Consider the following 22618-nt stretch of genomic DNA (forward strand, 5'->3'; position numbering starts at 1 on the left):
TGTTACGTCCCGAACTATTTGAGTTTTAGCGGGAGGCGTTTATCTCGCGAACGTCGGGAACGATTTTTTGAACTTCACCGCGCGAAGCGCGGGACACGAGGGGCGTAAAGAAGGCCGGTGCTGCCGTGATATCGTGAGACGGGTTCCAAGCCAACTCTCGAATCAACAACAGACCAGCCTATGCGACGAATCGTACGCGCATTCCTCTCTCTCGAACAGCATCTTCGCTCTATCGTCTCCACCCCGCAGTCCTACCGCCCCAGTCATTGCCCACATTGCGGCTTCGGCGGACTCTGGGCCCACGGCTTCTATGGCCGCAAGGCTGACCGCAGCAGCGGCGCCAGACTCAACCCGGTGCCCGTGGCGCGCTTCTGTTGCCAGTCGTGTGGTCGCACCTGCTCGCGTCTGCCGCTATGCATCTGCCCACGGCGGTGGTACGCATGGGCCCTGCAGCAACTGGTTCTCTCGCTGATGCTCTTTGGCCTGTCCCTGCGCAGCACCGCGAAGGTGACCGGTCTCAGCCGCAATACCGTGCGTCGCTGGTGGCGCTGGCTGCGCGAGCGCACCCCCGTTTTCGCCTTCCTCCTGCGCAGCCGCTTCCCCGAGCTCGGCCGCACAACCGACACGATGTCGTTCTGGCAGGCATGCCTTGCCTGCATGCCCTTGTGCATGGCGATGGCCTGGCTCGACCTGGACGACCTGAGCGTCCCGTGATCCGCTGAGCCTGGCGCGCCGCGAGACGGCCAGTTTCACGTTTTTTCAGGGTGCCCACACAGTCTGGCCACTTCCGTTGCTTTCGCAACGGCGATTTCATGTCGATTCCTCAATTGAACGAAGGAATCTATCGACATGAATCACATCGACGAGATGGCACTGTTCCGTCTGGGCGTACTGGGTCCGCTCACCAGCCGCGGCGAACTCGCCCGCGGTGAACTCGCTCGCCTGATCCGCCAGATCGCACAGCAGGAGTACGCGATCCCCGGCTCCCAACGCCGCCATATCAGCGAGAAGACGCTACGCGCATGGTACGACCTCTGGCGTCGCGACGGCATCACGGGGCTGGCCAGCAAGCCGCGCACCGATCGCGGCGCCTCGAAGCTCAGTGAAGCTGTCCAGGACGCCGTGCTCGCGGCCAAACGCGAGAACCCCCGGCGCTCAATCCGCCAGATCCGTCTGCTGCTCGAAGGCGCCGGCGTCGTGCCGCGAGACTCGCTCTCGAAGAGCGCCGTGCACCGCCTGCTCAAGATCCACGGCCTCTCGCGCATCAGCGGCCCCTGCGTCGTGCCCGACGAGAAGCGCAGCTTCGTGGCCGAGCACGCCGGCTCCATCTGGTACGGCGACGTCCTGCACGGCCCCACGTTGTTGCTGGGTGGCAAACGCCGCAAGTGCTACCTCGTCTCCTTGATGGATGACGCTTCGCGCCTGATCGCCCATAGCGCGTTCTGCCTGTCCGAGACGGCGCTCGATATCGAAGGGGTGCTCAAGCAGGCGTTAATGAGAAGAGGTCTGCCAGGCCGCCTGGTTGTCGACAACGGTTCGGCCTATCGCAGCGCGACACTGCAGGGCATCTGCGCCCGCCTGTCCATCCGGCTCATCTATTGCCGCCCCTATCAGCCCGCGTCGAAGGGCAAGATCGAACGCTGGCACAGGACGCTACGCTCCCAGTTCCTCGCCGAACTTGATACGACCCATGTCCGCGATCTGGGCGATCTGAACGCCCGCCTTTGGGCCTGGATCGACCAGATCTATAACCGCAGCAAGCACAGCGCACTCGGTGAGCATACGCCACTCTCGCGCTATCAGCAGGACCTGCCGCGCATCCGCCTGCTCGGGCCACTGGCCGCGCAGCTCGACGAACTGTTCTGGCATCGCGTCAAACGCCTGGTGCGCCGCGACGGTACGGTCTCCTACGAAGGCACACGCTTTGAAGTCCCTTATGAGCTCACCGGACAGCACGTGAGCCTCGTCGTCGATCCGCACAGCGGCACCGTCATGCATGTCGAGAACGAGGCGGGGCAGGCCATTGGTGCGGCCACCCGGCTCGATGCGCTCGCCAACAGCACGCGCCGGCGGCAGCGCCCCGGCAGCGATGCGGCGAGCGCCCACGTCTCCACGGGCCCGAACCTCATCGAGCTCGCCCATCAGCAGCACTACCCGCACACGGAGCAATGACATGTACCGTCAGCATTTCGGCCTGCGCTGCGCGCCGCTGGACAAGGACTCGATCGAACTGTGGGACGACGGCGCCATTACGCATCTGCGTGATCGCTTCCAGTGGCTGCTCGATAGCCCAGGCGTCGGCCTGCTCACCGGCGAGCCCGGCGTGGGCAAGACCTCCACCTTGCGTCACATCACCAGCAAACTCAATCCGCACCGCTATCAGGTCATCTACACGGCCGAGACCGACTTCGGCCGCGTCGACCTGTATCGCGCGCTCGCGCGCGGACTCGGGCTCGAGCCCAGCTACCGGCGTGCCGACCTTTGGCGCGACATCAAGCAGCGCATCGTCGAACTCGCCCAGAGCCGCCAGATCGTGCCCGTATGGATCATTGACGAATCCCAGCACCTCGCCGCCGAGTTTTTCCGCGATCTGCCGTCGTTCCTGAACTTTTCACAGGACGCCAGGGATCTCATCACCGTCTGGCTCGTTGGTCACCCGTCGCTGGCCAGCATGCTCGAACGGGCGCAGTTCAACGCGCTCCACAGCCGCATCCAGGTACGCGTGCACTTTGCGCCGGTTCTGGAGCGCGAACGCTTCTCCCAGCTCATCGCTCACGCGCTCAACGCCGCTGGCTGCACCCACACGCTGCTCTCCGATTCCGCCCTCGAGCAACTGCGCGAGGCCTCGCGCGGGGTGCCCCGTCAGGCCGGGCGCATCCTGCGTAACGCCATGCGCCTGGCCGTACCGAAAGGGCTGAACCACATCCCCGACGAACTCCTGCAGCGCGCCATCGAGGAGGTGCGGTGAGCATGATCTTCAAACCGTCGTACTTCAATCGCGAGGTGCACCATGTTCATCTTTACCCGCAACGCCAAATCCTGCCGACCTGAGCTTACTGATGAAGCGGCCTGGCTGATCCGGCTCATGCTTGCCGACCTCTACCAATGGTTCGACTGGGAGTACGGCACGCAGGCACGTCGTTATCGTCCGCCCGACGTCCCGCCGCTCGATGAGGACCCACTGGACGATCCATTCTAGACTTCGGCCCCGGCGTTCATCGCGTCGGGGCCGCTTCACTTTGGCGCGTACGCGCGACGCTTCCCGCCGTTTCCCCGTTCCCTCTGAACCCCGTTTCGCGCTCTGCGTGATCGTGTGCATTTCCATCAAAGCGCGAGACGACTCGATTCGTTTCACCCCGAATAGCGCGGGACGTCACTTCTTAAATATCCCGGGACGTTACAGCCGCCCAAACCCTGGAGTGGCCTCGGTCAGCCACCGAAATTGTTGCGCCGTGCGCCCGGCCATAAACCGCTCGTGGTGAAGGAACTGGCCATGCAATTACCCACGAACGCCTGGCAAACCGTAACCTGGCGGGAAGGCAGCAACGCAGCACTTTCCTCACGCTTTGCCGCCGTACGGGTTCGTCCCGCACATCACGACTATTGGCGAAGTACCGTTCGCGACGAAGAATGGTTGCTTATTGAATGGCCTGATGGCGATACGGAGCCGCTCAAATACTTTCTCACTACTGCACCCGAGGAGGCGACCCTCGAGCAGCTTGTCTTCGTGACCAAAATGCGCTGGCGCATCGAGCGCGACTATCAGGACCTGAAGCAGGAGTTCGGGCTCGGTCATTATGAGGGGCGAGGCTGGCGTGGCTTTCACCATCACGCCACACTGAGTATCGCTGCGTACGGGTTTCTGATGGCTCAGCGACTCAGAATGCAATCAGATGGACGTGGTAAAAAAAACTTCCTTGAACGCGCGCTGCCTGCCCTTCCCTCGGATTACATCCCCCGGGGCAGTCCAGCGCGCTCAGCGCCACGTTCCTGATTCCATGACTACGTTGCGCATCCTACTTGGACAAAGGCTCATGCAACGATGGCACTCTTCCTGTACGACAATAGAGCACGCAACTGATTTTATGACACAGTGGTACTAGGCTGATCCAGCTCGGTAACCGAATCTTCAATCACCTGGTCGAGGTCCTCGCGGGCCGCGGCTGGCGTGCCAGCCGCCGTCAATTCGGCTTGCACTTCGCGCAGCGCCTGCTTCAGTCGTTCTTTCTCATCAGCGCCGATTGACTGGGCGATGTTTGAGACGGCGTTCGCGCCCGTCTGCACCGCGCCGACCGTGCCGTAAAAGTTATAGCTTTGAGGTGCCTGTTTGTCCGTCGCCATCGCTGACCGTGCCGAGTCTTCGCAGTAGAGGTCGATTTCCACGAAATGCTTTTCGAGTTGATGAGGGAGTGCCCTCTGAAAGGCATCCATGGCAAACCTATTGTGCCCGCCTAGCGTCTGAGCCTCGCGTAGCTTGGCGTCGAGCTCAGCAAATGTCTGTTGCAGCGTGTCCTCGAAAAGGCTTTTGAACTCGGCTGCCGCGCCTCCGGCATTTTCATTGCCATAAGTCCGATGCACGCGCACGATATCTCGCCAGATCTGGATTGCGCGATCCGCGACTGCGACCGCGAAGGCCTCGTCGAGCATTAGTAGCCGCGCGCCCGAGTGAACCAATCCCCGCTTGGCGCAGTCTGCATTAATCCGCCCGATGTTCACGTCCAGCAACCTGCGCCCTTCTGCTAACTGCACGTTGCAGAGCACGCGGAATTTCTCAATGGCTGTATCGCTCAGCAGTGGCATGGTGGCGACCCTCGCGTTCGGTCTGACCATTATGCCGGACATCGGGCGACGAGGATCTGCGCGGATTCGAGCTGAGCGAGCGCAAGGCCTGTCGGCGCGGCGGTGCAGTCGAACGGACCAAAAACAAATGGGGTAAGATCAATGCAGATAAACTCCCACTCTAAACTAGGCCAGAGGAGCATGATGTCGTGAAACACCCTATACTTTCTTCCATGAGCAAGCCTCTTGACCCCATCGTTTCTGAGTTCCAGACCGAGGAAGCTGCTGCGGCGCATGACCGTTGGTTTCGCGCCCGGGTGCAGACCTCGCTGGACGACCCGCGACCAGGGGTGCCACACGACCAGGTGATGGCAGAGGCTGAGGCCATCATTGCTGAAGCGGAACAGCGCCAGCGCGCCAAGACCGCGTGATGCTTCCGATTATCTGGAAGCTCGAAGCCCGCACGGAATTCCTCGAGATCATTCGGTACATCGCCGAATTCAGCCCCCAGGCTGCTCGCGATATGCGTCGGTGCATCCAGGCTTCCGTCATCCCGGCCGCTGAGCACCCGTTCCTCTTTCGCGAAGGCCGAGTCCCTGGCACCCGCGAAATCGTCTCCCACCCAAACTACATCGTTGTCTATCGAGTCGAGATTGCCGCGATTGAAGTCGTGAGCGTTTTGCACGCTCGCGAGCAGTACCCACCCGACTGACCCCGCATTGTGCGGAAAGTCGGCTTATAACTCCAACCCACTTTCCACATGAGCGAATCTCTCATCCTCTACCACGGCACCAGCCACGCGCGGGCCGACACCATCGAAGCAACGGGCTTCAACTTCATCAAGCGCCAGCACCGGGCTCTGTCGTTCGGAGACGGTGTGTACTTCTATCGTGACCTCGACAAAGCGCGTGAATTCGCTGAGGGCGACCACGAGTCAAATGCATGCGTGCTTGAGGTCGAAGTAAATGTCCCGGGCAATCGCCTTCGCGTGTTTAACGGGTCTGAAATTTTGAATGACCCGAGCTTCTTCAACCAGACTGCGGCCCGTGAAAACGCGCTGGTCCTCGACCTCACGAGGGATAACGGCATCTACGTCGTCCGTCCTGAAGGCCTTTCGTTGATAAGTGTTCGTCAACGTCACATCTGACGCCAGTCGGCTCGCACGCCGCCGGATGAAAACTCCGTCCTACTCCATTAATGTGCTCAGCGCACGGCTGACGCGTCTTTTGCAGTAACCGCCCTCGCGCGTGTATTCGCACATCGGTTCCGCCCCCGCGGCCCTGGTATGTGTTTGCACGCGCATTTTCATACGTATTCCTATACACTGACTAACAAGGGTATCCTCATGTTCCTCAATCGCAAAACCAAGACCCAAATCGGCGATCTGCGCGTGTTGTTCTATACGGACGCAGCAGTGCACGGCTCGCACGGCCAGATCAAGGTCTCGCGCCGCAAGCACAACTTGCGCGAGCGCGTTGTGAACTTAGTCTTCGTTGGGCCGTCACCTTTGACGAAACGCTGCTCGATCTAACGGTCGACGGAAATCTTACGCTCGCGGACTTCGATCAATCGAAGATGGTTATCGACGAGCCGGATGATGCGGACCAGGGCGTGCAGGGGAATATTAGTGCCCGCGCGCAGACCGATCCCGCAAAGACGCGCATCCGTGAGGGGGCTACAGGTAAATGATTTCACAGTCACTTGCGCATTGCTGGTTGGAACGTCCTCACAGCCATCACCAAATGTCCCCGTTTTGTATGGTGGCGACCACCAGCACCGGCGCATACAGTCACACGCTGTTGGGCGCGGATTTGGTGCGCGCACATAGCGCAAGACGGCGCGCGAGTTCTATGAACTGCGCGCTGCTCATTCCCGGCCAGCACGCAGCCAGTAGTGCCGGCTCAGGCGACGAAGGCGGCAAGATAACCTCGCTGGACGCGGTTTATCCCGCGTCTCCAACATTGAATACCGATACCGCACTCTCCAACTTTGTCGCCTGACTCTCAAGCGACTGAGCCGCGGCAGCGGCCTGCTCCACCAGGGCGGCGTTCTGCTGCGTCACTTTGTCCATCTGGTTGACGGCCTGATTGACTTGTTCAATACCCCGGCTTTGCTCCACGGACGCCGCGGCGATTTCGGCCACAATATCCGAAACCTGTTTGATCGCTTGCTTGACCTGTTCCATCGTGGCTCCGACTTCCACGGCTTGCTTCGAGCCCTCCTGAATCATCGCCACGGACGAACCAATCAGGCCTTTGATTTCCTTTGCGGCGGCGGCGGAGCGTTGAGCCAGACTGCGAACTTCACTGGCAACGACGGCGAAGCCGCGCCCTTGTCCGCCTGCACGCGCAGCTTCCACCGCGGCATTGAGCGCAAGAATATTGGTCTGAAACGCAATACCTTCTATCAGGCCGGTAATTTCGGAAATCCTCATCGAGCTGTGACTGATGTTGTCGATCGTCGCTACCATCATTTGAACCGCATCGTTGCCGGTGTCGGCCATGGCGGTGGCGATCGTGGCCAGCTCATTTGCCTGATACGCGTTGTCCGCGTTCTGCTTCACGGTCTGGGTCAGCTGCGTCATACTAGCCGCGGTTTCTTCGAGAGACGCGGCTTGCTGCTCAGTACGAGCCGACAAATCAATGTTGCCCATCGCAAGCTCGGCCGAACTCAAATTGATGGCACGAACGCCTGAAACGACCGAACTGACAATGCTCACGAGCGATGCCTGCATCGTCTCGAGCGAACGCAGCAACGCGCCAGTCTCGTCGTTGTACGATGGCTTGATCACGCGGTTAAGCTTGCCTTGCGCAATTGCCTCCGCGGCGCCGACGGCCTCCGCCAGCGGGACACGAATTGATCTGGTCAGCCAACGCCCCAGCAAGCCTGCCACGGTGATCGCAAGCAATGTTGCGATCACCAGGCTCCCGCTGATGACGTCCTGCAATACCTCCTCCTCTTTCACTTGCTCGGCCACCAGCTTCTTCTCCGTGGCGTCGAGCTTATCCATTGCGGCAACCAGGTTATCCGTACCAAGATAATCGCCGAGATCTTCCTGCATCTTCTGCAATTCATCGAGTGAAGCGTCATGCGAAGTAACTTTCGAACGTAGTGCGAACATCGGCTCCACTACATTTTTCACCCACATGGAATATTGCTGCAACGCATCGCCAACCTCCTTTTTCTCGGTTTCCGCAATCACGTTCGAAAGCTCCACCTTCGCGAGACTCCTCTTGAAGTCATCGATATGGTCGTTCTTCCATTCGAGATGTCCAGGCTCCCCGTTGAGGTTATAAGCCAACATCGCCCAAATGATATTCAGGTAGTCGGTGTTAGCGTCGCGCAAGGCCAGGAGATTGCTTTCCGAGCGCCTCGTCTCCTGAGTTTTGCTCGCAATGGCATGCAAAGCATAGAAACAGACGATCGAGTCCAATAAAAAAACCACGATCACGCAGCAAAATGCGAACGTGAGCTTTTTCCCAATAGACGAATTTTTAATCTGCATTGCGTTTTCTCGAAGAACCAGACATCGCCTGTGCCAATATCCATGACCCGCTTGTATCCCTGATACGTTTTTAATCGCGGCAGATGGCCGCCACTTTCGCGCCCAGTCGCGGGAACGGTGACAGGCCTCAATGCCAATCAGACCGGGTCCGAGAGCAGCGAAGACGCAGAATCTCCGCACGGCGGCGGAGCTTTCTGCGCACAACTATGACGCCTCGCCGATCGACGCCGTGAACCGGGCAATCGCTTACGATTTCAGAACTTTTGCGACATCGCGACGCGAGCCACAAACTGGTTTCCCGACGAAGAAATGCCACTCGAACCGATGATCTGTGCGCCATCGAGGTCGGTTCCCGTCTTCGCGTTCGTGTGCTGCCATGCGCCCTGAAGATAGACGGACGTACGTTTGCTGATACTGTAGTTCAGCATGAGCGCAACCTGATGCCAGTTCGGGCTATCGCTTCCGGCCTCGGATTCGAGTCGGCCGTGCGTGAACGTATACGCTCCGGTAAGGGACAGCGCTGGTGTGAGGTAGTACTGCCCATTAATTTCGATATTATCGAACTTCCACGACGCCCATGCTTGAGTACCGATATTCGGAGCGTAACCATTCGCTGTCGGCGAACTGACGTCAACGTGTGAATATGCCAGCGCAACGTTCGCGTTCTCCGAGAAAGTCCATTTCACGCCGGCATCGATGTTTTGCTGCTTCGGCGACTCGAAAACAGAGTCGGAGGTCACCGCACCGGCTGTTGTGGTACCGCTTCCGTTCAGGCGCATATATGCGGCAGCAAGCGCCAGGGGACCTGCGCTGTAAGTCAGCCCTGCACTGTATGCGCGATTCTCCGAAAAATTCGTCGTGTTGCTGAAGCCGTACACCCCTTCGACTTGAAATCCATAGAACGTTGGTGAGGCGTACTTGATCGCGTTGCCGAGCCTGAAATCGTAATCCGCGTTGTCGTTATCGAACGGATGGGCCGCCAGATCACCAATCGAATTTCCCGCGGCCGTGAACGGACTCCACGTGTCGATCGTTGCATCGTACTGTCGGCCTAGCGTCAGCGTACCCGCTGTCGCCGACGACAATCCAACAAAGGCCTGCCGGCCGAACAACCGCCCACCTTCGTTGAGTTGTCCACTGTTCTGATTAACGCCACTTTCGAGGGTGAAAATCGCGCTCAGTCCACCGCCCAAATCTTCAGCGCCTTTCAGGCCGAAGCTGGTTTCCGCCGTGTCGCCGCTTACCATCGCATAACCTCGATGCCCCCCGGCGTTACTTGTAAAATTCAAGCCGTCATCGAGCACGCCATAGAGCGTGACAGAGCTTTGGGCATGCGCATTGCTGCCGAGGCAAACCGCCGAAAATATAGCAGTACGAATAAACGTGTTCAATCCACATCTCCTCTTGATTTATATTTTTCAATAATCATGCTGCGACGAAAAATGAAATCGCCTTATAACGGCCCGCCGGGACCGGGGCGGCGGCGTTACACAGATCTCGGCATCGCGTCTCATTTGAAAGCGATGTTCTTCGGGCCAATTCGGGTGAAGCTATTTTTTTAAGGTCTGGTCGAGGTGATCGCAACGAACAACTGCCCTCGCAATCGACCTCCGAATCGGCTCACGGGATGATCGCCCGCGAACTTCCTAACTATTCGCGACGGGCGTCTCGAGGACATTGCGTTTGCCCGACTTCATGTACAGGTAGTACGCCGCAGCGGGAAAGGCGAGGCCCACCAGCCACGCCAGATCGACGCCATTCAACCGCTCAGCGACGGCACCGACGTACAGGCTGGTATTCATGAACGGAATTTCCAGCAGGATTGCCAGCACAAAGGTCACGCACGAGAACCAGTTGACTCGCCCATAGCGCCCGTCAAGGTCAAAAATATCCTCCACGCTATAAACACCGTGCCTCACGAAATAGAAGTCCACCAGATTGATGGCCGTCCACGGAATGAGGAAATAACTCATGAAGAATATAAAATTGAGGAAGAACGTAATGAAATTATCCTGACTGACGGTGCAGAGCACAGTTGCAATCGCGGTGATTGCCAGCATGAAATATCCACGGACTTTGGCCGTCACCTTCATCTTTGCGAATGGTTCGATAACGGTGACTGTCGACATGAACGCGCCATAAAGATTGAACACGTTGATCGACACCTGGCCAAAAACCACAAACACATAGAGCAGCACGGCGCCCCACCCAAAGAGCTCAGCGACATTCAGCCCGACATTGTCTGCAAAGTGTGGAATCGCCACACTCAGGACCGCACCCAGAATCATCATCCACGCACCGCCCAAAACCGTCCCGGTGTAGCTATGCCAGAAGACTTTCGATGTGGAGGTCTTGCCAGGAAGATATCTCGAATAATCCGCGACATAAGGCGCATAAGAAAGCTGCCACGTGACCGAAATACTGACTGCCGCAAGAAATTTTTGCAGTGAAAACCCGGTTGCCGCCCATTGCCCCGGAGGAACAGGCAAGATAATCGCCAGGACCGTCGCGATAAGGAACACCAGGATCGACATGATCGAAAGCGCCTTCTGCACCCGGTGAATCAATTTATATCCATAAAGCGCGATCAAGAAGCACAGCGCACTGATGACGTAGATATTGCCCCGTTGACCCAGAGGACTGACTTTGTCGATAGCCTGAGCAGCCAGGAGGGTGTTGCTGACGAAGAACCCAAGATAAATCAGCATGACAAACAGCAACGGCAAAACAGCGCCAATCACTCCAAACTGCGCACGGCTTTGAATCATCTGGGGAATCCCGAGCTTGGGCCCCTGAGCCGAGTGAGAGGCCATGAAGATCGCGCCGATCAGCGAGCCAACGATGATCGACACGGAGCTCCAGAACAGATTGAGTCCCAGCACGACGGGCAGCACGCCTGAGGCAATCGTCGTGATGTTCATGTTCGCGCCGAACCAGATATAGAACAGGGAACTCGGCTTGCCATACCGTTCGTTCTCCGGTATGAAATCTACACTTCTCGCTTCAATTGACATCTTTCCCCTCCATCCCTTTTGAATGAATCAGTGATTTATCTTGCTTTTAAGTTTTGAAATGGCATCGACAATCTGCTCAGGCGCATGCGCGAATTCATCCGGAAATTCATGCTTGAATGCCTTATATTCCTCATTCCGCAGATATCGCATATATTCGGTTGACTTGAATATTTGCAGATCGTACACCCAGTTAGCCATAATCATTAATGACGAGTGATGCGCCGCGGAGGTAGTCGCACCACAGACATCTTCAATCAGGGTGACCTGATAATCTCTGAAATACGCATCGAATACGGTCGTCATCACGCAAACGTCAGTCAAAACACCGCCGACAATCAGCGACTTGACGCCCATGCTGCGCAGGATCAAATCAAGGTTGGATTCAAAGAAGCCGCTATACCTGTACTTCTCGATGACTACGTCGCCCTGCTTTGGCGAAATCAGGTCACAAATCTCCACTTTCGCCGTCGAGGAGCAGTAAGTTTGAGGGATGCCATCGGAGTCAAGGGGCTCACCATTGGCCAGCCCTACACCGTCGGCCCTATTGATGTGCTTTGTGTAGATAACAGGAATTCCCTCGCCACGGATGAACTCAAGGAAAGCGCCAGCATTGCGCAAGGTTTCATCGAAGCCGTCGAGCACGAAACCATCTTCCTGTTGCATGTCGATAAGCAGAAATGCCTTATCCGATCTCTTCATAACGCCTCCTGCAGTTTAGTCAGGTTGCCGAGTGAATCACCCGCGCATCACCTGGTGTTCGCTTCTGTTTGGTATACCATAGTACGGGACGCCATATTATCAAATGTTAGTGTCGCGTCCCTGGAGCGTCAATGGGGGTTTCCGCCTAACGCTGCAATGAGTCGCCATCGAGGCGAAACGCGTTACGTCCCACCGGACGCTTGTGCCGGCGAAACGCCCTTTCGGACAGCGACACAAGCTCGATCGTCCAGCGGCGCGCCGTCAAATGGTCCAGCTCGGCACCGCGTTTGGCCATCGGATTTGCCACCCGTGTCGGACCGCGGAGTTTACCGAAGGGCCTTGAACTGTCCATCAAACCGCCATGCACAGGTATTTGATGACCAGGTAGTCGTCAATGCCGTAGTGCGAACCTTCGCGGCCAAGGCCTGACTGTTTCACGCCACCGAACGGCGCGACCTCGTTCGAAATGAGGCCGGTATTGATGCCAACCATGCCGTATTCAAGCTGCTCGGCCACCCGCCAGACGCGCCCAATATCGCGGCTGTAAAAGTAGGCGGCCAGTCCGAACTCTGTGTCGTTGGCGAGCTTCACCACCTCGTCGTCGCTCGAGAAGCGAAACAGCGGTGCGAGAGGTCCGAACGTCTCTTCTCTCGCGACATCCATTTGCGCAGTGGTATTCGTGAGCACCGTGGGTTCGAAAAAGCCATGCCCGAGCGCGTGCCGCTTTCCACCGGCGGTGAGCGTCGCGCCTTTCTCCAGCGCGTCCGAAATGTGTGCTTCGACCTTGCTGACTGCCGCATCATTGATGAGCGGACCCAGTGTCACGCCAGCTTCTGTTCCGTGACCAACCTTCAGCCCCTTCACAGCCGTTGCCAGCTTCGCGGCGAACGCGTCATAAACGCGGTCATGAACATAGAAACGATTGGTGCAGACACACGTCTGCCCGTTATTGCGATACTTCGAAGCGATCGCACCTTCCACTGCCGCGTCGAGATCGGCATCGTCGAACACGATGAAGGGCGCGTTACCGCCGAGTTCGAGCGTCACTTTCTTCACCGTGGGCGCGCTTTGCGCCATCAGCAACCTGCCCACCGCTGTCGATCCGGTGAACGAAAGCTTGCGGACCACGGGGCTGCTCGTCATGGCATACCCGATCGCCTTCGGCTCGCCGGTGACGATGTTGAGCACGCCGCTTGGCACACCCGCGCGCTCGGCAAGAACCGCCAGTGCGAGTGCGGAAAACGGCGTGGCTTCGGCCGGCTTCACGACGATTGGACAGCCTGCCGCGAGCGCCGGCCCGACCTTGCGTGTAATCATCGCGTTGGGGAAATTCCAGGGCGTGATCGCGGCGCAAACGCCCACGGGTTCCTTGATCACCACGAGGCGCTTGTCCGATGCCGGCGTGGCGAGCGTATCGCCCGCCACGCGCTTGCCCTCTTCGGCAAACCATTCGATGAACGACGCACCATAAGCGATCTCGCCTTTTGCTTCGGCAAGCGGCTTGCCCTGTTCGGCAGTGAGGATCAGCGCAAGGTCGTCGGCGTTTTCCATCATGAGTTCATACCAGCGGCGCAGGACGAGCGCACGCTCCTTCGCCGTCCGGGCCCGCCACTCGGGCCACGCGGAATTCGCTGCGTCGATCGCTCGCGATGTTTCGGCCTCTCCCATCAAAGGAACGCTGCCAAGCGTTGCGCCCGTTGCCGGGTCGAACACGTCGAAACTCGCGCCCGAGTCGGCCGGGCACCATTGCCCATCGATATATGCCTGATGGCGCAGGAGCGCCACGTCCTTCAATAGGGTTTTCAATTCCACGATTGTTCCTTGAGGGGGAAAATGCATCGCCCGGCCGGAGCAGGGCCGTAAGGCGTCAGACGAAAGTCCATTCAACGCTGATCGATCACCGCGTAATGGGTGACCGAGGACCGTGCGCAGGCATTCGCAGCAGTGAGCGAACTCCGCAAAAGCGCGCAAACCAGTTTTCTCTTGAAGTACCTGCTCCTCACGCTTTCCTCTCCAGCTTATGCTTGATGTAGTTTCTAATTCGCATGACTAATGACATCGCCTACGTCAATCTCCAACTTCGACGCGACGCTCAGGCTTTGAGCGTCATGAAGCGCAGCGCGTTACCCTGCCTGACGCCACAAAGCGTTCTCGTGCCCGTGGGCCAATAGCTTCCATGCGATCTCGGCCACCCTGTCGACATGCGCGATTGCAGCCTCGCGCGCACCTGCCCCATTTCCCGCCTCAATGTCAGAGAGAATCCGGCGCATTTCGTTGACCGCCTGGCGCCCGCGGTCATCGGAAGCGATCGTCAGCGCTCTCAAGCGGTTGATGCGCGCGATCAATGACTGCACGATCTCCCACGCCACATGCTTTTTCCCGCCGATGAACATGCGCTCATAGAAGGCGGAGGTGAGCGCCCTCACGGCCTGATAATCCTCTTCTTCGAAAGCGTGCCCGATCTTGTCGATATGGTCCGCGAGATCCGCAACGATACGCTCGTCGGCATGCTGCGCGCAGGCCATGGCGGCCTCTCCCTCCAGTAACGCGCGTATTTCGTAGATCTGCGCCGCCGTCTCGACGTCGAGAACGGCAACTATCGGCCCCTGGTTCGGTAGCGAGTCGACCAGCCCTTCCGTTTCCAGATGCCGCAAGACCTCGCGCACGACCGTACGGCTCACGCCGAGCGTCTCGCACAGAGAACGCTCGACCAGCCGCTCACCCGGATGAAAATGCGCCTCCAGGATGGCCGTGCGCATCTTCTCGAGCGCGAGTTCCCGCAGGGTGACCGTGGGGCGTTGGACCTTCAGCGATGGACGTGCGTTACTCATGGCGGTCGTCGTCAAGCTTGAGCAAAGAGGCGCACATCGCCCGCATCCCCGTCGACGAGCGCCTGCACGGTCCCGGCTCCCGCATCACCGACATAGATGCCGAATGCGTCCTGCCTGCGTTCGCGCACGTAGCGTTCGAGCATCGAGCGCACGGCGTCGTCGCTCACTTCGTCCCAGGGAATCTGTGAGAGCGGCACGATGCGAATGCTGCTGTCGAGCCAGGGCGAACCGTTGTGAATCACGCGGCCGCGGTAATAAATATGCACGCCCGACTCCCGCTCGCGGTCCGCCTCGAACACGGCGAAGAGGAAGTCGAGATGCGCCTGCAGGCCGAGCTTCGCGAGTACGCCGCGCAGGCTCGCTGGGTCGCTGGCCGGTTCGAGCTTGAGGCCGGTCGGCAACTGCACGCCTTTCGCCGTGTCGACGAGCACGAGCCCGTCGCGGTGTTCCAGAATCGCGCCCACGTGCGCGCGCGCTCCGGCAGCGCCCAGGGCATCCTGCGAAAGACTGAAATTCACGTACGCGCCACGGCAGTAGCCCAGCGGCGAGGCACTCGTCTGAACGAAGTCGACCACGCGTCCGATCAGGATGATGTGGTCTCCCGCGTCCACGACCTCATGCGTCAGGCAGTCGAAGCTCGCCGCCGCGCCGTCCATCACGGGTGCGCCCGTTTTGCGCGTGCTCCAGGGCACCTGCGCGAACTTGTCGGCTGCCTTCGAGGCGAAAACCCCGGAGACAGGCTTCTGCTCTTCGGCGAGCACGCTCACGGCGAAGCGGCGCGTTTCGGAGAACACCGCATAGCTCGACGCCGCCTTCGAGATGCACACGAGAATCAGCGGCGGGTCGAGGGACACCGAGGTGAACGAGTTGGCTGTGAAGCCGCGCGGCGAGCCGTCGGGCTGGATCGTCGTGACGACGGTCACGCCCGTGACGAACGCACCGAGCGCGCGACGAAAATCAGCGATGTCGAAGGCCTGTTGCGTGGTTTGTCCGGTAGTGGCCTCAGCCATGGCGCTCTCCAGTGATTGCTGCGTTGCACATTATATTATGGTATTCCATCTTATGGTCCACAACAATGGATGATGTATTATGGAATACCATTAGTTAGCAGGCGGCCGGTCTGGCGTGCATTGGACTTTCAGGGAGGCTCGAGCACGCGAGCACTTCGGCCCGTGCGAATCAGCAGACAAAACAAAAGGGCCGCACCCGAAGTGCGGCCCTTTTGTTTTGAAGCCTGGTTGGGAAACGCTTTAGTTGTCGTCCAATCCCTCGTTCTGCTGCGCCAGGGCTGACAACACCAGTTCGGAAGTCCGCTTGATATGCGCGAACGATGCCGCAGATGCCGCGTCGCCGTCGCGCCGTCCGATAGCGTCGAGCAGCAGGTTCATCTCACGGTTCGAGTCGTCACCGCGCCCCGGTGTTGCGATGGTCAACGCGCGCAACCGGTTGATGCGCGCATTGAGCGTCTTGACGACCGCCAGCGACACATGCTTTCCGGCGGCTTCGAACAAGGTTTCGTAGAAGCGCTCGGTGTACTCGAGCACGCGCGGCAGTTCTCGCTTCTCGAACGCCTCTTCGATGATTCCCCGGATGTCGCGCAATTGCTGCACGACTTCGGGTGTCGCATCCTCGGCGCAGGCGCGCGCGGCATTGGCTTCGAGGAGGCCACGCAGCTCGTAGATCTCGCCCACTTGCGCCGGGTCGAGCCGCGCCACGATCGGCCCTTGCCGCGAAACGGTCTCGACCAGCCCTTCGGTCTCCAGATGCCGCAGCACCTCGCGCACCACCGTGCGGCTCACGCCGAGCTCATCGCACAATGTGCGTTCGACGAGCCGCGCGCCCGGTCGAAAATACCCCTGGACGATTGCACCGCGCAGTTTGTCGAGCGTCAGTTCACGCAGGGTTTTGGCATTGCGGTCGATTTTGAGGTCTTGCATAGGCGGCACTCTGGAAACGGACGATGGCCTGCACTCGGGCACAGGCCGGGCACAGGCATGGAATGCCATATTATGACCTAACTGACGCCCAGCTTTCCATGCCGATGAGGCTCTAGCGCAATCAGTCGCCCAAACCCTCGACGATCGACACGTGCGCGATGCAATGTCCATCGCGCTTCGACTTGGCAGCCTGATATTCGGGCGAGTGGTAGCAGGCAAGCGCCGTTTGCATATCGCTGAACTCGATCACCACGTGGCGCTCGAACGACTCCCCCTCCAGCACCTGCGACGCGCCTCCGCGCGCCAGGAAAACGGCGCCGAACTTCTTGAACGCTTGCGGCGCGATATCCGTGTAGTCCTTGTACTTCGCAGGATCGAGGACCTTCACATGGGCAATCCAGAACGCAGTCATTTTTCCACCTTCCTTTTCAAGAATTTTCGGGCAAGGGTTAACACTCATGGCATCCCGTAACATGGTATACCAAAATGCACCTCACATTCAACGCACGAAAGGAAGGTGCCATGAGCCTGATTCGCAAAACCATCCTCCATGTCGAGACCGTCTATGTCGATGGCGACAAGGCCGCCGCAAAGCCGCTGAAAATGATCGGGGCGGCTGCTGTGATCAAGAACCCCTGGGCAGGCCGCGGTTATGTCGAGGACCTGTCGCCGGAGATTCGCGCACTCGGGCCGCAACTCAGCGAGCACCTGACCAAGCTGATCCTCGACGAAGCCGGCTCGGGCGAAGCGGTCGAGGCGTTTGGCAAGAGCGCGATCGTCGGGCTCGACGGCGAGATCGAGCATGCGTCCGCGCTGATCCACACCCTGCACTTCGGCAACATCTATCGCTCGGCGGTGGGCGCCAAGTCGTACCTCGCCTTCAACAACACGCGCGGCCCGGCCAATGCGCCCCTGCTCATTCCGATGATGGACAAGAACGACGAGGGCCGCCGCTCGCACTACCTGACGCTCCAGTTTGCGATTCCCGACGCGCCGGCAGCCGACGAACTGGTCATCGCCATTGGCGCCTCCACCGCCGGCCGCCCGCATCACCGCATTGGCGATCGCTACAAAGACCTCGCAGAGCTCGGAAATGACGTCAAGAACCCTGCAGCTGTCCAATAACCGCGTTGCCCACTGGCTCGAGCAGGGCACCGGCGAACCGTTGGTCCTGATTCACGGCGTGGGCATGCAGGCGAGCGCGTGGTATCCGCAAATCGACGACCTGTCGCGCGAATTCCGCGTGATCTCGGTCGACATGCCGGGTCATGGCACGAGCGATGCGCTCGACGCGAACGCCGACCTGCAACAGTTCGTGCAGTGGGCGATCGAGTTCATCGAGGCGCTTCACGCCGGCCCCGTCAATCTGGCCGGCCACTCGATGGGTTCGCTGATTGCCGCTGGCGTTGCCGTCACCCGGCCCGATCTGGTGAAGCGCGTGGCAGTCCTGAACGGTGTGTACCGTCGCACGGAAGTGGCGCGCGAAGCTGTCCTGCAACGCGCCGCCGAGCTGCGCTCGGGAACCATCGACGTGGAAACGCCGCTGCGGCGCTGGTTCAACGCCGAGGAAGCGCAACAAGTCGCTGCGCAAAAGGTCGAAGCCTGGCTGCAGTCCGTCGACCTCGCGGGCTACGCCACAGCGTACACGGCGTTCGCCAAGGGCGACGAAGTGTATGCCGATGGCTGGCACAGAATTGCCTGCCCTGCTCTCGTGCTCACCGGCTCGGATGACCCGAATTCGACGCCGGAGATGGCGAGACAAATGGCACAGGCAGCCCATGCCGGTAAGGCCGTCGTGATCGAAAACGAGCGCCACATGGTGAACCTGACCGCGCCCGAAGAAGTCAATCGCGCCCTGCGTGCCTGGTTGCAGACCGAGCCGCAGGCGCAAACCCTGAAGTCGGAAGTGTGAAATGAGCCAAGCAACAAGCCAGCAAGCCGCCACGATCAACACCCGGGAGTTGCGCGATGCGTTCGGCGCGTTCATGACCGGCGTGACGATCGTTACCACCGCTCGCGAGGATGGCCAGCCGCTCGGCTTCACCGCGAATTCGTTCTCGTCCGTTTCATTGGACCCTGCGTTGCTGCTCGTGAGCATCGCGAAGACGTCGAGCAATTACCAGACGTTTTCCACCACGGGGCATTTCGCGATCAACATTCTCGCTGAGGGGCAAAAAGAGCTGTCCAACACCTTCGCCCGGCCCAGCGACGATCGCTTCGCCAAGGTGGACTGGCACCTGAGCGCCAACCGCAACCCGCTCATCGAGGGCGTCAGCGCATGGTTCGACTGCACGACGCACGCGGTGATCGATGCGGGCGACCACGCGCTCATCATCGGCAAGGTCGAGGCGTTCCATTGCGCAGGGTACGCAGGGTTGGGCTACTATCGCGGCGGCTATTTCACGCCGGCCAAGCTCTCCGCCGAGGTCATCGCCGGCCCGAAGGTCATCGTGAGCGCGATTATCACGCGCGACGACAAGGTGCTCATGGTCAAAACGGCCGACAACAAATGGGGACTGCCTTCGAAGGAAATCGGCAAGGAAGGCGCCGACAAAGCGCTCGCCGAACTCTTCAGGCAATACCAGCCGGACGCATCGGCAAACTTCATTTATTCGGTCTACAACAATACCGAAACGTATTACCAGTACATCTCGTTCCTCTGCAGCGCACCGGACGAGCTTGCCGTCGCGGGCGAATTCGTGAGCCTCGATGATATCGAGACCGAAGCGTTCCAGGACAGCGCACTCGCCAGCATGCTCGAACGCTACCGCAAGGAGAGCCAGTTGAAGAGCTACGGCTTGTACGTCGGCGACCATAGCACCGGCACCGTCCGCCCGCTTCTTTCCTGAAAGGTCACATCATGCGTTTTTCGCTTTTCGTTCACATGGAGCGCGTCTCCGACCAGGCCAGCCAGAAGCAGCTCTACGAGGAGATGGTCGAGCTGTGCCAGATCGCCGATCGCGGCGGCATGCACGCCGTCTGGACCGGCGAGCACCACGGCATGGATTTCACGATCGCGCCCAATCCGTTCATCAACCTCGTCGATCTCGCCAACAAGACCAAACACGTCAGGCTCGGCACGGGCACGGTGATCGCACCGTTCTGGCACCCGATCAAGCTCGCCGGTGAAGCTGCGATGACCGACATCATCACGGACGGCCGTCTGGAACTGGGCATTGCGCGAGGCGCCTACTCGTTCGAGTACGAGCGCCTGATGCCGGGGCTCGACGCGTGGGGTGCCGGACAGCGGATGCGCGAGCTCATTCCCGCACTGAAAAAACTCTGGGAAGGCGATTACGCGCACGAAGGCGAGTTCTGGAAATTCCCCTCGACGACCTCCTCGCCGCTGCCGCTGCAACAGCCGCATCCGCCGATCTGGGTGGCGGCGCGCGACCCGAACAGCCACGAATTCGCCGTGTCCAATGGCTGCAACGTCCAGGTCACGCCGTTGCACCTGGGCGACGAAGAGGTCGAGAAGCTCGTGGGCCACTTCAATGCCGCGTGCGAGAAGAACAGCCACATGCCTCGCCCGCAGATCATGTTGCTGCGTCACACTTATGTGGCGAGCAGCGAGGACGACGCGCAAGTGGCCGCCGAGGAAGTGAACGTGTTCTACAACTACTTCGGCGCGTGGTTCAAGAACGAGCGTCCGGTCAGCCGCGGCATGATCAAGCCGCTGAGCCAGGAAGAAATGGCCGCGCACCCGTTCTACACGCCGGACGCCATGCGCAAGAACAACGTGATCGGCACGCCCGCAGAGGTGATTGCACGTCTTAAGGCCTACGAATCGCTCGGCTTCGACGAATATTCGTTCTGGATCGACACCGGCATGAGCTTCGAGCGCAAGAAGGCGTCGCTCGAGCGGATGATCCACGACGTGATGCCTGCGTTCCAATGAGGTCTTGATGCCATGAATGTTCATTTTCAGCTCTATATCGACGGCCAGTTCGAGCCCGGCGCCGCCACATTCGGCAGCGTCAATCCCGCTACCGGCAAGGTGTGGGCACAGATGCCGGAAGCGCGCACCGACGAGGTCAACCGGGCCGTGGCGGCCGCCGGCCGCGCACTGACCGATCCCCAATGGGCGGGCCTTTGCGCATCGGCACGGGGAAAGCTGCTGTACAAGCTCGCCGATCTCGTCGAAAAAGCTGCGCCGCGACTGGCTGAAATTGAAACGAACGACACCGGCAAGATCATCCGGGAAACGTCGAGCCAGATCGCTTACGTTGCGGAGTACTACCGGTATTACGCAGGCATTGCGGACAAGCTCGAAGGGAGCAACATCCCCGTCGACAAGCCGGACATGCAGGTCTGGCTCGAGCGGCAGCCCGTAGGCGTGGTCGCCGCAATCGTTCCCTGGAACAGCCAGTTGTTTCTTTCTGCGGTCAAGGTCGGGCCGGCGCTGGCCGCCGGCTGCACCGTGGTGCTCAAGGCGTCCGAAGAAGCGCCCGGCCCCCTGCTCGAGTTCGCGCGCCTCGTGCACGAAGCGGGATTTCCCGCGGGCGTGGTCAACGTCATCACCGGCTTCGGCCCGGAATGCGGCGCGGTGCTCAGCAGCCACCCCGGCGTGGACAAGGTCGCCTTCACCGGCGGCCCCGAGACCGCGCGCCACATCGTCAGGAACACGGCCAACAACCTCGCCAGGGTCTCGCTGGAGCTCGGCGGCAAATCGCCGTTCATTGTCTTCGCCGATGCCGATATCCAGAGCGCGGTGAATGCGCAGGTCGCTGCCATCTTCGCCGCGAGCGGCCAAAGCTGCGTCGCGGGTTCCCGCCTGCTGATCGAGGCTTCCGTGAAGGAGCAGTTCCTGGCATTGCTGGTCGAACGCGTTTCGCGCATTCGTGTGGGCTCGCCCAACGAGATGGAGACGGAATACGGGCCGCTGTGCACGGAGCGGCAGCTTCGCAACATCGAGGCGGTCGTCGCGAGCTCCGTGCGTCAAGGTGCGAAGGTGCTCGCAGGTGCGAAGAAGCTGGAGCGTGACGGCTACTACTACGCGCCCACGATTCTGGATTGCACCGGCATTGAGAACGCGGACAGCATTACGACGGAACTGTTCGGCCCGGTGCTCTCAGTGGACACGTTCACCACCGAACAGGAAGCGATCGACAAAGCCAACAGCACGGCCTATGGTCTCGCGGCGGGCATTTTCACCACGAACCTCACGCGGGCTCACCGCGTTTCGAAGCGCGTGCGCTCCGGCATCGTCTGGATCAACACCTACCGGGCGGTTTCCCCGCTCGTGCCGTTCGGTGGCTTCGGGCTTTCCGGGCACGGCCGCGAAGGCGGCTTCAGCGCCGCGCTCGAGTATACGACGACGAAGTCAGTGTGGCTTCGCACATCGGACGATCCGATCAACGACCCTTTCGTGATGCGCTGAGCGAAATCCCGTTCACCTGCCGCACCTGCACACAACGGTAAAGGCTACGTCGTGCCACGCTCATATCGTCCGTGGCGCGACGTAGCCTGGCACCCGCAACCTGTAGAAAACGCCGGGTGATTCGTACGGAAAAAAAAGCGGGCGCGCAATGCGGTCCGCTCGAACAGGATCGTTACGCTTGGAAGAAACCGAGCGGCTTATCGCTATAGCTGACGAGCAGGTTCTTCGTCTGCTGATAGTGGTCGAGCATCATGGGGTTATCGCACTTTTTGTGCGATTTCTGGCGGCTCGACCCGGGAAATCTTTATCTATCAATGAGTTGCCTCCCTCACTGAGAAAAGTGAACAGCGAGCCTCCAGTGCCTTGCTGGGCGAGGCTCCACGCTTGGCCACCGGCCAGATTTCGCACGATTCGAACGATTCCCTCGATTCCCACTACATCTGATGGGTATCAGATTGCCCTCGCAGTCTTGT

Annotated in this window: 23 protein-coding genes and 2 pseudogenes; 14 read left to right on the top strand and 11 right to left on the bottom strand. The window is 59.7% G+C overall.

Annotated features, from left to right (window positions below; translation table 11 throughout):
* Positions 1–180: 180 nt before the first annotated feature.
* The 5 genes and pseudogenes from L5014_RS25240 to L5014_RS25260 all read left to right on the top strand — a co-directional run.
* Positions 181–714, top strand: coding sequence for a DUF6431 domain-containing protein (locus L5014_RS25240; RefSeq protein WP_238466543.1), 534 nt, complete (start codon positions 181–183; stop codon positions 712–714).
* A gap of 135 nt (positions 715–849) precedes the next feature.
* Positions 850–2172 (top strand): DDE-type integrase/transposase/recombinase, encoded by a 1323-nt coding sequence (locus L5014_RS25245; RefSeq protein WP_238466544.1) that lies wholly within the window; start codon positions 850–852, stop codon positions 2170–2172.
* Between the two features lies 1 nt (position 2173).
* On the top strand, positions 2174–2968 hold the full coding sequence (locus L5014_RS25250) for an ExeA family protein (protein ID WP_238466545.1): 795 nt from the start codon (positions 2174–2176) through the stop codon (positions 2966–2968).
* A 42-nt stretch (positions 2969–3010) separates the two neighbouring features.
* On the top strand, positions 3011–3199 hold the full coding sequence (locus tag L5014_RS25255) for a hypothetical protein (RefSeq protein WP_238466546.1): 189 nt from the start codon (positions 3011–3013) through the stop codon (positions 3197–3199).
* A gap of 204 nt (positions 3200–3403) precedes the next feature.
* Positions 3404–3994, top strand: a pseudogene (locus L5014_RS25260) (IS701 family transposase); the annotation flags it as partial.
* An 89-nt stretch (positions 3995–4083) separates the two neighbouring features.
* Here the strand turns inward: L5014_RS25260 and L5014_RS25265 are convergent.
* On the bottom strand, positions 4084–4800 hold the full coding sequence (locus tag L5014_RS25265) for a hypothetical protein (protein ID WP_238466547.1): 717 nt from the start codon (positions 4798–4800) through the stop codon (positions 4084–4086).
* Between the two features lie 188 nt (positions 4801–4988).
* Here L5014_RS25265 and relB point away from each other — a divergent pair, with 188 nt between their 5' ends.
* From relB to L5014_RS25285, 4 genes are all read left to right on the top strand, one after another.
* Entirely contained in the window at positions 4989–5210 is a 222-nt protein-coding gene (gene relB, locus L5014_RS25270) for a type II toxin-antitoxin system RelB family antitoxin (protein WP_338019326.1), read from the top strand.
* Complete coding sequence (locus L5014_RS25275) at positions 5210–5491, top strand: type II toxin-antitoxin system RelE/ParE family toxin (RefSeq protein WP_238466548.1); 282 nt, start codon at positions 5210–5212, stop codon at positions 5489–5491. The genes relB and L5014_RS25275 overlap by 1 nt, the downstream gene beginning before the upstream one ends.
* A 48-nt stretch (positions 5492–5539) precedes the next feature.
* Positions 5540–5926, top strand: a complete 387-nt coding sequence (locus L5014_RS25280) for a poly(ADP-ribose) polymerase family protein (protein WP_238466549.1) — start codon at positions 5540–5542, stop codon at positions 5924–5926.
* A 198-nt stretch (positions 5927–6124) separates the two neighbouring features.
* Positions 6125–6310: a hypothetical protein gene (locus L5014_RS25285; protein WP_238466550.1), complete on the top strand. Its 186-nt coding sequence runs from the start codon at positions 6125–6127 to the stop codon at positions 6308–6310.
* Positions 6311–6721: 411 nt separating this feature from the next.
* On the opposite strand, the gene L5014_RS25290 is transcribed toward L5014_RS25285, so the two are convergent.
* From L5014_RS25290 to L5014_RS25330, 10 genes and pseudogenes are all read right to left on the bottom strand, one after another.
* The gene (locus L5014_RS25290) at positions 6722–8284 is read right to left on the bottom strand and encodes a methyl-accepting chemotaxis protein (protein ID WP_238466551.1); all 1563 of its coding nucleotides are present in this window, start codon (positions 8282–8284) and stop codon (positions 6722–6724) included.
* A gap of 254 nt (positions 8285–8538) precedes the next feature.
* On the bottom strand, positions 8539–9675 hold the full coding sequence (locus tag L5014_RS25295; protein WP_238466552.1) for a porin: 1137 nt from the start codon (positions 9673–9675) through the stop codon (positions 8539–8541).
* Positions 9676–9930: 255 nt separating this feature from the next.
* Positions 9931–11298: a purine-cytosine permease family protein gene (locus L5014_RS25300; RefSeq protein WP_238466553.1), complete on the bottom strand. Its 1368-nt coding sequence runs from the start codon at positions 11296–11298 to the stop codon at positions 9931–9933.
* Positions 11299–11325: 27 nt separating this feature from the next.
* A complete protein-coding gene (locus L5014_RS25305; RefSeq protein ID WP_133197595.1) occupies positions 11326–11997 on the bottom strand; it encodes a cysteine hydrolase family protein in 672 nt (223 codons plus the stop codon).
* Positions 11998–12184: 187 nt separating this feature from the next.
* Positions 12185–12292: pseudogene (locus tag L5014_RS39040) on the bottom strand (IS6 family transposase); the annotation flags it as partial.
* Between the two features lie 56 nt (positions 12293–12348).
* Positions 12349–13809, bottom strand: coding sequence for an NAD-dependent succinate-semialdehyde dehydrogenase (locus L5014_RS25310; RefSeq protein ID WP_238466554.1), 1461 nt, complete (start codon positions 13807–13809; stop codon positions 12349–12351).
* Positions 13810–14120: 311 nt separating this feature from the next.
* On the bottom strand, positions 14121–14828 hold the full coding sequence (locus L5014_RS25315; RefSeq protein ID WP_238466627.1) for a GntR family transcriptional regulator: 708 nt from the start codon (positions 14826–14828) through the stop codon (positions 14121–14123).
* Between the two features lie 11 nt (positions 14829–14839).
* The gene (locus tag L5014_RS25320) at positions 14840–15838 is read right to left on the bottom strand and encodes a flavin reductase (RefSeq protein ID WP_238466555.1); all 999 of its coding nucleotides are present in this window, start codon (positions 15836–15838) and stop codon (positions 14840–14842) included.
* A 240-nt stretch (positions 15839–16078) separates the two neighbouring features.
* Positions 16079–16765 (bottom strand): GntR family transcriptional regulator, encoded by a 687-nt coding sequence (locus tag L5014_RS25325; RefSeq protein ID WP_238466628.1) that lies wholly within the window; start codon positions 16763–16765, stop codon positions 16079–16081.
* 121 nt (positions 16766–16886) lie between these two features.
* Positions 16887–17177, bottom strand: a complete 291-nt coding sequence (locus L5014_RS25330) for a DUF1330 domain-containing protein (protein ID WP_238466556.1) — start codon at positions 17175–17177, stop codon at positions 16887–16889.
* A 110-nt stretch (positions 17178–17287) separates the two neighbouring features.
* Between L5014_RS25330 and L5014_RS25335 the strand changes: the two genes are divergently transcribed.
* Genes L5014_RS25335 through L5014_RS25355 form a run of 5 tightly spaced genes read left to right on the top strand, consistent with a single transcriptional unit; the run spans position 17288 to position 22145 of the window.
* Positions 17288–17890, top strand: a complete 603-nt coding sequence (locus tag L5014_RS25335) for an amino acid synthesis family protein (protein WP_133197590.1) — start codon at positions 17288–17290, stop codon at positions 17888–17890.
* Positions 17859–18677 (top strand): alpha/beta fold hydrolase, encoded by an 819-nt coding sequence (locus L5014_RS25340; protein WP_238466557.1) that lies wholly within the window; start codon positions 17859–17861, stop codon positions 18675–18677. Before L5014_RS25335 ends, L5014_RS25340 begins: the two co-directional genes overlap by 32 nt.
* 1 nt (position 18678) lies before the next feature.
* A complete protein-coding gene (locus L5014_RS25345) occupies positions 18679–19614 on the top strand; it encodes a flavin reductase (protein ID WP_238466558.1) in 936 nt (311 codons plus the stop codon).
* A gap of 11 nt (positions 19615–19625) precedes the next feature.
* Positions 19626–20663, top strand: a complete 1038-nt coding sequence (locus tag L5014_RS25350) for an LLM class flavin-dependent oxidoreductase (protein ID WP_238466559.1) — start codon at positions 19626–19628, stop codon at positions 20661–20663.
* A 12-nt stretch (positions 20664–20675) separates the two neighbouring features.
* Entirely contained in the window at positions 20676–22145 is a 1470-nt protein-coding gene (locus L5014_RS25355; protein WP_133197586.1) for an aldehyde dehydrogenase, read from the top strand.
* Positions 22146–22618 lie beyond the last annotated feature (473 nt).

The organism is Paraburkholderia tagetis (genome assembly GCF_022213065.1).
Classification (GTDB): domain Bacteria; phylum Pseudomonadota; class Gammaproteobacteria; order Burkholderiales; family Burkholderiaceae; genus Paraburkholderia; species Paraburkholderia tagetis.

Coding starts and splice junctions, on each gene's coding strand:
- L5014_RS25240 (WP_238466543.1), top strand. CDS start 181: ATGCGACGAATCGTACGCGCATTCCTCTCTCTCGAACAGCATCTTCGC.
- L5014_RS25245 (WP_238466544.1), top strand. CDS start 850: ATGAATCACATCGACGAGATGGCACTGTTCCGTCTGGGCGTACTGGGT.
- L5014_RS25250 (WP_238466545.1), top strand. CDS start 2,174: ATGTACCGTCAGCATTTCGGCCTGCGCTGCGCGCCGCTGGACAAGGAC.
- L5014_RS25255 (WP_238466546.1), top strand. CDS start 3,011: ATGTTCATCTTTACCCGCAACGCCAAATCCTGCCGACCTGAGCTTACT.
- L5014_RS25265 (WP_238466547.1), bottom strand. CDS start 4,800: ATGCCACTGCTGAGCGATACAGCCATTGAGAAATTCCGCGTGCTCTGC.
- L5014_RS25275 (WP_238466548.1), top strand. CDS start 5,210: ATGCTTCCGATTATCTGGAAGCTCGAAGCCCGCACGGAATTCCTCGAG.
- L5014_RS25280 (WP_238466549.1), top strand. CDS start 5,540: ATGAGCGAATCTCTCATCCTCTACCACGGCACCAGCCACGCGCGGGCC.
- L5014_RS25285 (WP_238466550.1), top strand. CDS start 6,125: ATGTTCCTCAATCGCAAAACCAAGACCCAAATCGGCGATCTGCGCGTG.
- L5014_RS25290 (WP_238466551.1), bottom strand. CDS start 8,284: ATGCAGATTAAAAATTCGTCTATTGGGAAAAAGCTCACGTTCGCATTT.
- L5014_RS25300 (WP_238466553.1), bottom strand. CDS start 11,298: ATGTCAATTGAAGCGAGAAGTGTAGATTTCATACCGGAGAACGAACGG.
- L5014_RS25305 (WP_133197595.1), bottom strand. CDS start 11,997: ATGAAGAGATCGGATAAGGCATTTCTGCTTATCGACATGCAACAGGAA.
- L5014_RS25315 (WP_238466627.1), bottom strand. CDS start 14,828: ATGAGTAACGCACGTCCATCGCTGAAGGTCCAACGCCCCACGGTCACC.
- L5014_RS25320 (WP_238466555.1), bottom strand. CDS start 15,838: ATGGCTGAGGCCACTACCGGACAAACCACGCAACAGGCCTTCGACATC.
- L5014_RS25325 (WP_238466628.1), bottom strand. CDS start 16,765: ATGCAAGACCTCAAAATCGACCGCAATGCCAAAACCCTGCGTGAACTG.
- L5014_RS25330 (WP_238466556.1), bottom strand. CDS start 17,177: ATGACTGCGTTCTGGATTGCCCATGTGAAGGTCCTCGATCCTGCGAAG.
- L5014_RS25335 (WP_133197590.1), top strand. CDS start 17,288: ATGAGCCTGATTCGCAAAACCATCCTCCATGTCGAGACCGTCTATGTC.
- L5014_RS25340 (WP_238466557.1), top strand. CDS start 17,859: ATGACGTCAAGAACCCTGCAGCTGTCCAATAACCGCGTTGCCCACTGG.
- L5014_RS25345 (WP_238466558.1), top strand. CDS start 18,679: ATGAGCCAAGCAACAAGCCAGCAAGCCGCCACGATCAACACCCGGGAG.
- L5014_RS25350 (WP_238466559.1), top strand. CDS start 19,626: ATGCGTTTTTCGCTTTTCGTTCACATGGAGCGCGTCTCCGACCAGGCC.
- L5014_RS25355 (WP_133197586.1), top strand. CDS start 20,676: ATGAATGTTCATTTTCAGCTCTATATCGACGGCCAGTTCGAGCCCGGC.